The following is a 12079-nucleotide window of genomic DNA, read 5'->3' on the forward strand; positions in this document are numbered from 1 at the left end:
GAATTCGACGCTTGGCGGAAGCGCAATCAGTATCAGCCGATGTCGTCGAGAAAGTTCTACAGGCGCACGGGCATGAGGTCCGCCTCGAACGGGACGGCTCGCATGTACCCGGTCACGGTGATGCGTACCGTCCCCGGGCCCTATGGCGCGAGCGATTACGACCACGAGGGGGGCGACGAATGACGCGCTACAGCTACCCCCAGCGCCGCCCGTCTTCGCCGTGGGGCTCGACGTCGGGCAGACGGCCGGCCGGGCGTTCGTCGCCTGCTTCCGCCTCGCCGCGCGTGCGCCTCGATGATGCGTCCTTCGCCCGCGTGCTGGACACCCTCGCGCGTCTCGGCTCCCTCGAGAGCGATCACGCTGCGCCCGTTGCGCGCGCTCTCGACCGTGCTGGGTTGCTTGATCGTTCGGTCCGCGCGGGGTGGACGGCGCTTCCTGCCTTCGATGTCCTCGCGCGGGCGCTCCCCACGGCCGAGCTCGTCGGCGCTGGGCTCGCGCGTCTCGACGCGGGCGGGATGCGCCCGCAGTGGCCCGCGCACCGTCTCTTGATCCCATGGACGGCCGAGGCGAGCGCGGAGCACGAGCAAGGGCGCACCTTCGCCCGGCGCTCGCTCCTACCCCCCGACGAGCGCTTTCCCGTCACGATATGGCCCCCCGGGCGGCGTGCTCGCGGCCTACTTCGGATCGGCGCGGAGTACGCGGCGAACGAGGCGCGGCGCGTGCTGCTCCCCGACGCCCTGGACGCGCTCGCGTTGCTCGCGTACGCCGAGGCCCGCGGGCGGGCTGCCGTTGCGTTCGTCGTGCCGTGGCTCGAATGGCTCCCCCTCGATGGTTTGCCCTTCGCCGCGGGCGAGCGTCTCCACGTGTCGATCCCGCGCCCGTACGGGTATGAGCTCGCGCGCCGCCTCGCCGCTCGCGGGGTCAAGGTGCACGAGCTCGCGCCGCCCGTGGGCACGTTGTGGGGGGAGACGTGGGAAGCCTACCGCGCCGAGGCCGAACGCGAGGCCGAGGCGGGCAGCGAGCGTGGCGAGCACGAGGCCGATCCCAGTGCTCGCGCGTGACGAACGCGAGGACGAGCAAGGTCGCGAGTTTCAGGGCCCCGCGCCGCCGCTCGTAGTGGGGGGACCGCCCTTGATACGGAGTGCGCGCAGGAGGTTCGATAGCGCCGCATCGAATTTTGCAGGGTCCGTGTCTGCCCCCTCGAAGTCCGCAACAACCCGCTCGCGAACGGCTTCGGCGAGATCTTCGCGCGGCGGTTGCCAGCCCGTGAACACGTAGTTGTCGAGCCGGATCGGGATTAGCAATGTCTCGCCACCCTCGCGCGCTTCGCGGCCGAGAGTGAGTTCAATCTCGTTCAGAACGCCGCTCCGGACGAGGGAATTCTTCGAGCAGACGAGGACCACACGATCATGCTCGTTCACGCCCTTCCGCATCATCCGATGAAGTTTTTCGCCTGGCTCCGCGTGCTCCGAGAAGAGGAAGACGCGGACCCCGTTCTTGTGTAGAGCTTCGTAGAGTCTCTTTGCAAACTTCTCGTCGGGTGATCCGTAGCTGATGAATGTTGAGCGCATCATGTCGAATACACTCCCGCTAGCGGCCTGCGCCGCTTCAATCATGTATATGGACGCAATCGAAGGCACTCCGGCACGCGTGAGGAAGTCTTCTAAGCGCGACGCGGGCAAGCGAACAGATTGTATGACGGTGTCAAAATCGACAAAACTTGGTCCTGTGTGGACCAAGGGCGGATCGGCACTGGATAGCGGCGAGACGTCGATGCTCGATAATACGCAATACTGGAAGATCGCTCCGTCGAACCGCGCATCGCTTAGGTTTGCGCTGGTGAGGTTCGCGCGGGTGAGTTTCGCGCCCGTGAGGTCTGCTCGGGTGAGGTTCGCGTCGGTGAGGTCTGCTCGGGTGAGGTCTGCTCGGGTGAGGTCTGCTCGGGTGAGGTTCGCGCCGCGGAGGTTTGCGCCGCGGAGGTCCGCGCCGGTGAGGCTCGCGCCGGTGAGGTTCGCGGTCACGAGATCCGCGGCAAGGAGGACTGCCCCGGTGAGAATCGCGCCGTTCAGGTCCGCGCCGTGCAGATTCGCGCGGTAAAGATCTGCGCGGGTGAGATCCGCGGCCAGGAGGACCGCCCCGGCCAAGTCCGCGCCGGTGAGATGCGCTTCAAAAAAGCTCGTGTAGGAGAGGTTTGCGCCGGTGAGGACTGCGCGGATGAGTTCCGAGCCTGCGAAGAAGCGCTCTCCATTCGTGTAGCGCGCAAATAGCTCCTGCGCGCTTCGCGGCGGCCTGTAGGCCGATGGTTGGGGAGCCTGCCTTGCCATCCTCGGCCATGTTCGATCGCGCCGTCATGAGGCGTCAAGAAACGCGTTCGGCGCGGCTCGACGTTCGCGCGGTCGCGGCGCTCGTCCCCCTCGCGGCCGTGCACAAGCTCGATGGCCAGCGGCGGCGCGCAGCGGGGTCAAGGTGACGTCCAGGGACCGCGGAGGGGCATCGAGGCCCCTCGGCGCGGCTCGCGCGTCGTGACGGGCGCAGCGGGCCGAGGACGGGTAAGGCACGGCGATCGCCGCTCTCAGGGAGCGGGGGGCCCGCTTGGCGCTGGTGGCCCGGCCTTGATCCGAAGCGCGCCGAGGAGCTGCGATAGCCCCCGAGCAAATTTCGCGGGGTCCGTGTCCGCACCCTCGAAGTCCGCGACGACGCGCTCGCGAACGGCTTCGGCGAGATCTTCCCGCTTAGGTTTCCATCCCTTGAACACGTAGTTATCGAGCCGGATCGGGATTAGCAACGTCTCGCCGCCCTCGCGCGCTTCGCGGCCGAGAGTGAGTTCAATCTCGTTTAGAACGCCGTCCCGATCGAGGGATCTCTTCGAGCATACAAGGATCACACGATCATGCTCGTTCACGCCCTTCCGCATCATCCGATGAAGTTTTTCGCCTGGCTCCGCGTGCTCCGAGAAGAGGAAGACGCGGACCCCGTTCTTGTGCAACGCCTCGTAAAGCTGTCTCGCGAAAGCCTCATCAGGGGAACCGTAGCTGATGAATGTCGATCGCATCATATCGAATATGCTCCCGCTAACGGCCTGCGCCGCTTCGATCATGTAGAGTGCTGCAACTGAGGGTAAGCCGGCGCGCATGAGAAAATCCTCGAGACGCGGCGCTCGGGCAGATCGGACGATTGAATGAAAGTCGATAAAACTCGGTCCCGCATGAATTATAGAGTCATTGCTCTTGCATAGTGCCGACAAGTCGACATTTGACAAAACGCAAAAACCGACTTTGGCTCGTTCGAAGAGCGCACTGGTCAGATATGCTCCCTGAAAGTTCGCACCTACGAGGTCCGCACCGGTGAGGTGCGTGCCGCTGAGATCCGCACCGATGAGGTTCGCGCCGCTCAGTATCGCGCCGGTGAGCTTTGCGCACAGGACATTTACGTGCAGGAGGTTCGTCCGGATGAGGCTCGCACCGGCGAGGTTTGCGCCAGTGAGGTTCGCGCTCCAAAGGTTTGCGCCGGTGAGGATTCCGTTCCGGAGGTTCGCGCCGGTGAGGTCCGTCCGGATGAGGTTCGCGCCGGTGAGGTTTGCGCCAGTGAGGTTTGCGCTCATAAGGCTTGCGCCGCTGAGGTCAGCTTGGACAAACCATCGCTCCCCCATTGCGTACCGATCAAGTAGCTCCTTCGCGCTTTGCGGCGGCTTGTAGTCCGATGGGTCGCGATCCTGGCTCGCCATGCGCGAACATGGTCGATCGCGCGGGACCAACCCGTCAAGGGAGGAGGGCGGCGGGGTGCCTCGGCGCGGCTCGCGCCTCGCGACGTGCCGAGGACGGGCAAGGCAGGGCGATCGGGTCGCGGGGTGTGCTCGTGCTCCTCGCAGCCGAGGTCTGGCTCGACGTTCGGCGCGCTCGCGGCGGCGCGTACCTCTCCCGATGCCATGCGCGAGCCCGCGGCGGGAAGCTCCTCGGCCTCGGCGGGCGCGTTGTGCGGGCCGCTAGGGGGGCGCCATGACGCCAGGCTCGACGCCGGCCTCGTGCTCGCAGCGGCGCGGGGTGTCCGCGCCGCGAGGGGTGTAGCTGGCTGGCGCTCGCGGCTCGGCTTACGGTCGCGCGCTACCGGGCCGAGGACGCACCGACGGGGGACGGGGGACCTCGCGCCCGTGGGGAGCTGCTACCGGGCGTCCTCGCGGCGATGGGGGCCGCTGGGGGGCCCGCTGGCGTTCGGCGAGGTACGCGCGGCGCTGGGGGACCATGCGCGCGCCGAGGCGCCGCCCGTGCTCCGTGCCGCCGCTGCGCGGACGGGGGGAGAGCGGCGAGGGGGAGCGATCGGCAAGGTGCTCGTGGCGCTCGTGCTCGTCCTCACCCTCGATGCTCTCCGGCTCCTATGGGGCGCCGCTCGTGCTGACGGTTCTGACGGATCGCTGACGGATCGCCCCCCTATCCGTCAGTCTTTTTGCCAAGCGTTCCGCGCCCTTGGCGGACACCCTGACGGAACTGACACCTCTTTGCAGGGGGGGGACCTATACGCGTGCGCGCACGCGCGCCTATGGCGCCATAGGGGCCGTTATCCGTCAGATCCGTCAGCACGGCCGCAAGCATGCGAAACCGCTGCCAAAAATGCTGACGGTTCCTCCCCTCGATGCGTCAGTGATCCGTCAAGGATGCGTCAGGGCGGGCCATTCCCGCGCCGCCGCTCGCACTCCTCGCGCGATGGCCGAGGAGCTTTGCACAGATTGGCGAGGCTGTGCATTCTGTAGGCATACCTCTGAAAACAGTGTGGGAGTATGTCGGGCGTATGGGAGGCGACTTTCCCGCGAAATCCCCTACGCGCCGAAATCGCCGGTGACGCTGGGAACACGACGAATCCTGCGATCTCGTGCGTATCGTGCACGTGAATGTCGCGGCCGTTTCCCCTCACCGCTCTCGTTTCGTGCACGCTATCCGCGAAAAACGCGCGTCGCTGCGCCTCGCCCCTGGCCGCAATGGCGCCGCGTTGCTATGCTCCGCGTGCACAATGGGCCGCCCCCGACGATGTTTCAGTGAGCCGGCCTCCGAATTCGTGTCCTTTCGGCTCACGCGGGCCGAGGCCGAGGCGCTGCAATCAGCGGCCGAGGAGGCCGGGATCGCGAGGAACGAATACGCCCGGCGCACGATGCTCGGCCATCTGTCCAGCCGAGGCTACGCGCCGCCCGCGCCGCCTCGTGCTCTTCGCCGCGTCTCCCCCGTCGATGCCGGTCCGCGCGAGCCGATCCCGCTGCGCGCATCCTCCGCGCCCGCGCTCGCCGAGGCGCCTGCGTGCCGCAACGTGGTGAGCCTCGATGCGCGCCCCCCTCCGCGCTCGCCGAGGCGCCCGTCCTCGGCCGCTGCGCGCCGATCGATCGGGACGAGCGCACCCCATGCCGCTTCCCTCGCCGATCCGCCTCTCGACGCCGCGCCCGTCCTCGCCGAGGCGCGCCCGCTGCGCCCGTCTGTCGAGACGAACGGAGCCGCGCCGCCCCCTGCTCCCCGCGATGCCGGTCCGGCCGATCGTCCCCCGTCCGCGCCCGCCGAGGCCGAGGCGCCTCGCCGCGAGCCGCGCGAGCCGATCGGCGAGGACGAGCGGCGCCTCGATGATCCGGGCGGCCCGGCGTCCCCTCGCGCCGCCGCCGCGCCCGCCGAGGCCGAGGTAGCTCTCGACGCCCGGCCGGCGCTTCCGACGCTCGCCGCGAGCGCGACGCGCGAGGCTCACGAGGCCGGCCTCGATGCGCCCGCCGAGGCCGATCCGGATCACGCTCTCGACGCGCCGCCCGCGTCCGTGCACGAGATCGCCGGGGCCGCTTCGAACGAGGCGCGCCTCGATGATCCCCCGGAGCTCTCCGAAGCAGCGGCGGCCGTCCTCGCGGCGGCGCGGTCCCTCGCGGCGCTGGATCCCTCCGCGCCGATTCCCGCGCCCGTGCTCGTCCTCGAGGCGCACGTCGGCGGGATGTCCCTCGAGGAAGCGCGCGCGGCCGTGCTCGTGCTCGTCACGCGCGGCGAGCTCGCGGCCGAGGCGGGCGACGACGCGAGCGGCCTCGCGCCGATCGATGCGTCCGGACGAACCATCGCAGCGGTCCGCCTCGCGACCGCAAGGCAGGATTGACCGTGCTCCCGAACCTGGCGGTCGAGGTGGCATTCTGGCAAAAGGCGTTCGGCCTCGATGATTGGACGATCGAGGCGCGCCACGTCGAGGATCTCCGGTATCCGTGCAATGAGGCGGGCGCGGGATACCCGACGAAGGGCGAACGCATGGCGGGATTGTGCACGGTCGATCGCAATGCGAGCAGCGCGAGGATCGCCGTTCGCACGCCTCGCACGCTGCGCCAGCTACGGCAATGGCCCGAGGCCGTCTGTCACGAGGTAATGCACGTCCTCGGCGCGGCCTACCGCGCGCCGGGGTGGACCATCGAAAAGGAACACGTCGTGATCAATGTCGTTGCCCCGATGCTGGTCAAAGCGAAACGCAAGGATCCGGCGCTCGCGGCGCGCACGGCCAGGCTCTTCGCCGAGACGTGCCGGCGCTGCGTTGCTGCGCCCTCTCCGCCCACGGTATCGCCGATTATCGCGGAACCCGAACGAGTCGCCGCAATGAGTGTTTCGCCGCCCGCGTGCGGCGCTCGATGAAAGGAAGCATTCACCATGAAAAACCCTCTCGGCCGTCTGTTCTCCGCTCTCGGGGGGACCTCCGCGCCCGCGCCCGCTGCGCCCCCGTCTCGCCCTGCATTGCCGCCCGCTCCCCCCTCGCCGCCCCCTCTCGAGGTCCGGCGCGCCGAGGCGACCGTCCTCGAATGCGAGCGCGCCGAGGCCGACGCACAAGCGGCGCTCGCGGCGGCCCGTCTGCCCTACGAGGACGCGCAGCGCGCGCATCAAGCGGCCCGTCGAGCGTTGCACGAGGCCGAGGACGCTGCCGCCTCGGCTCCCGACGACGACCGCGCGGCATCGACGCTCGCGGCGGCGCAGCAAGCCGAGGCGCGCGCCGCTGGGATCCTCGCGTCCTTTTCGCGGCGGCATGACGCGGCCCGCGCGTCCCTCGAGAGTGCTCGCGCGGCGCTCGCGGCGGCGCGCATCCGTCTCGAGGGGGCTCGCGCGGACGCCGATCGGGCCGAGGCCGAGGCGCGCATCGTGCGGGCCGGAGAGGACGCGCAGAAGGCGAGCGCGGCCTACGTCTCGACGCACCCCGGGCCGAAGCTCGCGGCGATCCTCGACATGTCGCGCAAGGCGTTCGGCGAGGCGCGCGCGCGTGCCGGAACCCTCCGCGCCGAGGTGTTCGCCGCTCTCGAGGCGGCCGAGGCGGGCGATCGGCGAGCGCTCGCGGCGGAGCCGCATCGGGCCGAGCAGATCAAGGCCGAGGCCGAGGAGCGCCGCGCCGCCGCTCGCGCCGTCCTCGAATCCCTCGCCGATGTCGAGCGCTGGTATGCGCACGCTGCGCCCGCGGTTGCCATGCTTGCGCTCGCGGGCGAGCTGGAACGCGAGGCGCGCGGGATGCTCGCCGAGCTCGCGGCCGAGGCGCACGAGGCCGGCGTCGATGCGCGCAAGGTGGGGAGCGAATTCGAGCCGGTCGATCCGAAGCTCGCCGAGGCGGCCGTGATCCTCGGCCGGTTCCTCGGAGTGACCGCCGAGGAGCGGGGCGAGATCGAGCGCCGCGCGTACGCGATCGATATGGCGATCATGCGAGCGCTCTCGACGAATTGGGCCATGAGCACGTGCCGCGTGCACGAGGGAAACCACGGGCGGACCTTGACCAGCGAGGAGCGGGCGCGCTTGCTTCTACGCGATCCGGGCGGGAAGCCCCGGGCGATGCTCCGCGCCGATCATGCGCGCCTCGTGGCGCAGGGCGATCGGACGGCGCTCGAATACGAGGAGAAGCAGGGTCGAGGGACGGATTCGAGGCTCGCGGCAATGCGGGCCGAGGACGAACGAAACGCGGCCGAGGCGCGCGCCCGCGGGCAAGGTCGGGACGGGCGCGGGATGTTCGCCACGAATTGAGCGCCCTGCCTCGCCGTTTCGTTCCATGTCGCAGGACGATCCAAAACGAGGCGGCCGTGGTCCCGGGTCTCGATCGGCTCGCGTGTGACGTCGCAGATCGCCACCGCGAGCCCCCCGAGGTGCGCTGTCCAGAGGCGTGATCAGTTGTCATGATCAGGCGCTTGATGTAGCCTGTCCACATGAGCACACGAACAACGATTTTCGACAAACTCAAGCGAGCCTTCGATGATGCTGCGGATTCGCCGCAAAAAAAGAATGAGATCATGTTGGCGGCCTCGGAGGCCGCTACGCGACTCTCCGACGAGTTCTCTCGGTACGTCAGCACTCTCAGCGCCCAAAACGCACACGATCCCATAATCTGTGCACATCATGACGCGCGGAGTTTGCTCTGGCACTCTGTTGGCAAATATTACGAGGTATCCATTCACGAGGGGCCGCCATTGATCTTGCACGGCGAATACATGGTGCGCGACGCGGATAGGCCATTGTACGAAAAGACCCTCGCGGGCTATTGTAAGATCATCGAGGAAGTCTTGGATAGGCGACTCCGACTTGCTCCGCGGTAATCGTCCGTAAAACCTGACAGACCATTCCAGGAAGGCCGCGGGCGCCCTGCATCGAGGCGCCCTCGTCCTCGGCCTCCCCCGTGACGGGCCGCGAGCGCCGCAAGGACGGCCGCGAGCTCGTGCACGTGCTCTTCCCCCGGGCGGCGCGGCTCGACGCGCGAGGACGGCCGCGAGCGCCCTGCATCGAGGCGCCCTGGTCCTCGGCCTCCCCCGTGACGGGCCGCGAGCGCCGCAAGGACGGCCGCGAGCGCCCTGCATCGAGGCGCCCTGGTCCTCGGCCTCCCCCGTGACGGGCCGCGAGCGCCGCAAGGACGGCCGCGAGCTCGTGCACGTGCTCTTCCCCCGGGCGGCGCGGCTCGATGCGCGAGGACGGCCGCGAGCGCCCTGCATCGAGGCGCCCTGGTCCTCGGAATCGTTCGGCTCGACGCCCACGGCCGCGAGCGCCGCGAGGACGGCCGCCCGGATATTTGTCGACGGTCGAGCGGCGAATATCTGTCAATCGGCCCGGCCTGATCGCTGGCGCATCGAATACACGCACGATCAATGCTGCATGCGTGCGGCGTGGCATATCGCCTTCGTGCAACATGTGGCCAGGAAAAACGCTCGTCGTACGCAAATGAGCTTGCCACCGGGTCACGGCCGCTCGTAAATCGAGCCTCGGCCGCCCTACGCGGCCGGGAGCGATGCACTATGCAGCGCAAGGGACCCGAGCGCCCGACGGGCGCGAGCGGGGCGGGATTCGTCCGCCTTTTTGCCAGAGAACGGCCGCGAATTGTCGCGAAGCTGCGCCGGCTCGGTGTGCATGAGGCCGACGCGAACGACCTCGCGCAACGTGTGTTCTTGCAATACTCCCAGCTAAGCAGAGCGCCGCGTAACCCTGCCGAATGGCTCATGCGAACGGCGTGGTTCCTATCGATGAATTGGCGACGCCTCGCCCGTCATAGGGTCGAGGTGCTCATGCCAGGGAGAGACCTGCAAAGGTGCGCTCTCGACCCGTCGCCCGAGGAGCGCGCCGCGCTTGCGCAATGGTGTGACCGCGCCGAACGGCTGCCGCCCGTCGAGCGCGCCGCGCTGCGGCTCCACCTCGAAGGCTATTCGATCGACGAGATAGCACGCAGGCTCGAGACCTCGCGCGCTACCGCTTGGAAACGATTGCACGCTGGACAAGAACGGCTGAAACGAACGGAGGGACGCCATGCAACGGCAATGGGTGGTCAACGAAGAGACGGGCGAGCGTAGCGAAAGGATCACGCTGGATCCGTCCGATCTAGAGAAGCTTCGGCCCTACGTCTGCGGTATTGCTCGCCGGGTAGGCGTTCTCGCTCCGGATCGTGACGATTTGGCGCAAGATGTACTGTTGGCATTCTGGCGCTATTCGGAGGAGCGCCGGATCCGCGTTATCGATGGGAAGGCTGACGTGGACGCCGCACGGACGCTCGTAGCGGCGTTTGCAGTCCGGGCCGCCCGGCGCTATCGGCGGATCGCAAGGCGGAGCGGTGGGGGTCCGGCAGACGAAACACCCTCGCGCGGGGGGGATCCCGCTCTCCGTTTCGAGGCTCGCGAAGCTCTGCGGATGGTCGAGCGATTGCCTCCGAACCTGCGCAAGGTGGTCGAGCTCGACGCGCTCGAGTACACGACAAGCGAGACCGCCGATAACGTCGGCGTGGTGCTCGGCACGGCCAAAAGCAGGCTCTCTCGAGCGCGTGACTTGCTGGCGATCATGAGGTGATCCACGGGAGCACGGCCGCGCAATAGCGGGCGCGCTGCGGCGGCGCTCCTCGCGGGCCGGTTACGCCGCGAGCTCGTGCCGCTCGGCGCGACGCGCACATGGTGCAGGGGGATCGGGAAGGGGTGAACCCCGGGCGAGCTCTCGACGGGCCGCCCGGGGCCATGGGAGCGGCCTACGCCTTCCGGCGCTTGCGGCTGCTCTTCACCGCCGAGGCCGGCGCTTCCTGGCCAGCGGGCGGGGGCTCGCCGAGGAGGGCCTGTAGGGCGACCGTAGCGCGCCGCGCGCCTTCGATGTCACCCGACGCAAGGGCCGCGTCGAGCATCGCCCGGAGGGCCGCGGTAGCCTGGACGAGGGGGCTCGACGGGGGGGCCGTGGTCCCCTCGGGTTCTCGTCGGGATTCTGTCGAGGGACCAGGAATCGCGGGGTTACGCTCGCCGATCGGCTCGATGGGCTCGACGGTCTCTAGGCCGATTCCCGCTGGTTCTAGCCCGATCGGCTCGATCTCATATCCTCTCCGACACTACGCGATCACCAGCTGGCTCCGCGCAGGCATCCCTGTCCACGTTGTCCAGCGGATGGCAGGTCACAAGCACCTGGCGACCACCCAGAGGTACGTGCACTTCATGAAGCAGGACCTCGAAGAGGCCGCCCGGCGCATGGCACAGGCTCAAGGGCTCAAGGAGGAGTCGTGGTAACGCGCTGGTAACAGCGTGGTAACGACCCTCCGGACCAACCCTGCGGGTGATCATCCTCGCGAGGTCTAACCCCGCGGAATCACCCAAGAAACGCCTGGAGCCGCCTTCGAGATTTGAACTCGAGACCTACGGTTTACGAAACCGTTGCTCTACCGCTGAGCTAAGGCGGCGTTCCCGTCGAACGGGCGCGCAGTAAAACCATCTTCCGCGTCGCTTGTCAACGACTTTTTTCAACCCCCCTCCCAACGCCCCCAACCGCCCACCGAACGCCTCCCCCAATCCCCTCCCCTCTCCGCCGCAGCCTCACCCCTTCCCCACCCCCAGCATGCTCAGCCCCATGCACACCACCAGGGCACCAAGCTCCAGCCGCTCCGCTCTCCGCTCATCGAGCACCCGATCCCGCAGCCACAATCCCACCACGTTGCCCCCCATCACCGCCACTGTCAGCACCGTCGCTCGCACCACCGTCTCCTGCGTCATCATCCCGCCGAGCCCGTACGCCGCCACCCGCCCCGCGTGCAGCGCCACCGCCGCCGCGGCGATCGTCCCCACGAAACGCTTGCCGGTCAGCCCCGCCGCCATGAACAGCGGCCCCACCAAGAGCCCCGCTCCCCCCGCCGTCGCGCTGATCGCCCCGATCCCCAGCCCCGCCGGCGTCATCGCCGCCGCCTGCGGCCTCCACGTGAACAGCCCGAACGCTCGCCCCAGCGCCGCCGCAGTCATCGCCAGCATCAGCCATCGCAGCACGCCCTCCGGCATCCACGCCACCATCAGACCGCCCAGGAAGCTCCCGGGCACTGCGCCCCAGGCGAACGCTTTCGCCGCCTCCCGGTCGAACTCCTCCCGCAGCAGCCACAGCCGGTGCAGGTTGCCGAAAAGCATCGCCGGCGCCGTCGACGCCAGCGCCGCCGCCGGGCCCCACACGAGCGACAGCCCGAGCAGCAGCAGGATGCCCCCGCCGAGCCCCGCCATCGTCGTCAGTATGCCCGCAAGAACCCCGAAAACCGGGAGAAGCGCCAGCATCGCTTCACCTCCTCACGGCCAGACGTAGGGGCTGCTCCGCCATCGGACCAATCGATTGTTCGGAAGGCTGTGATAACT

Annotated in this window: 11 protein-coding genes and 1 tRNA gene; 8 read left to right on the top strand and 4 right to left on the bottom strand. The window is 68.6% G+C overall.

All coding sequences use genetic code 11. From position 1 onward, the window contains the following. A partial coding sequence (locus KEG57_RS52135; protein WP_272459981.1) for a hypothetical protein occupies positions 1–183 on the top strand: 183 nt, incomplete at its 5' end. A gap of 212 nt (positions 184–395) precedes the next feature. Beyond that, positions 396–1061 (top strand): hypothetical protein, encoded by a 666-nt coding sequence (locus tag KEG57_RS52140; RefSeq protein ID WP_272459982.1) that lies wholly within the window; start codon positions 396–398, stop codon positions 1059–1061. Positions 1062–1091: 30 nt separating this feature from the next. On the opposite strand, the gene KEG57_RS52145 is transcribed toward KEG57_RS52140, so the two are convergent. Further along, positions 1092–2324 (bottom strand): toll/interleukin-1 receptor domain-containing protein, encoded by a 1233-nt coding sequence (locus KEG57_RS52145; RefSeq protein WP_272459983.1) that lies wholly within the window; start codon positions 2322–2324, stop codon positions 1092–1094. Between the two features lie 248 nt (positions 2325–2572). Beyond that, positions 2573–3724: a toll/interleukin-1 receptor domain-containing protein gene (locus KEG57_RS52150; protein ID WP_272459984.1), complete on the bottom strand. Its 1152-nt coding sequence runs from the start codon at positions 3722–3724 to the stop codon at positions 2573–2575. Positions 3725–5046: 1322 nt separating this feature from the next. On the opposite strand from KEG57_RS52150, the gene KEG57_RS52155 reads away from it, so the two are divergent. From KEG57_RS52155 to KEG57_RS52175, 6 genes are all read left to right on the top strand, one after another. Next, entirely contained in the window at positions 5047–6105 is a 1059-nt protein-coding gene (locus KEG57_RS52155) for a plasmid mobilization protein (protein WP_272459985.1), read from the top strand. Between the two features lie 2 nt (positions 6106–6107). Beyond that, entirely contained in the window at positions 6108–6626 is a 519-nt protein-coding gene (locus tag KEG57_RS52160; RefSeq protein WP_272459631.1) for a hypothetical protein, read from the top strand. 15 nt (positions 6627–6641) lie between these two features. Further along, the gene (locus KEG57_RS52165; RefSeq protein WP_272459632.1) at positions 6642–7988 is read left to right on the top strand and encodes a hypothetical protein; all 1347 of its coding nucleotides are present in this window, start codon (positions 6642–6644) and stop codon (positions 7986–7988) included. Between the two features lie 1523 nt (positions 7989–9511). Further along, the gene (locus KEG57_RS56375) at positions 9512–9793 is read left to right on the top strand and encodes an RNA polymerase sigma factor (protein WP_372518275.1); all 282 of its coding nucleotides are present in this window, start codon (positions 9512–9514) and stop codon (positions 9791–9793) included. Then, positions 9750–10283 carry an RNA polymerase sigma factor gene (locus KEG57_RS52170; protein WP_272459633.1) on the top strand — a complete coding sequence of 178 codons (534 nt, stop codon included), beginning with the start codon at positions 9750–9752 and terminating at the stop codon, positions 10281–10283. Before KEG57_RS56375 ends, KEG57_RS52170 begins: the two co-directional genes overlap by 44 nt. 446 nt (positions 10284–10729) lie before the next feature. Further along, positions 10730–10978 carry a tyrosine-type recombinase/integrase gene (locus KEG57_RS52175; RefSeq protein ID WP_272459634.1) on the top strand — a complete coding sequence of 83 codons (249 nt, stop codon included), beginning with the start codon at positions 10730–10732 and terminating at the stop codon, positions 10976–10978. A gap of 95 nt (positions 10979–11073) precedes the next feature. Here the strand turns inward: KEG57_RS52175 and KEG57_RS52180 are convergent. Beyond that, positions 11074–11148 (bottom strand) — tRNA-Thr (locus tag KEG57_RS52180). 133 nt (positions 11149–11281) lie between these two features. Beyond that, on the bottom strand, positions 11282–12001 hold the full coding sequence (locus KEG57_RS52185) for a TSUP family transporter (protein WP_272424812.1): 720 nt from the start codon (positions 11999–12001) through the stop codon (positions 11282–11284). Positions 12002–12079 lie beyond the last annotated feature (78 nt).

It is taken from the genome of Polyangium jinanense, assembly GCF_028435365.1.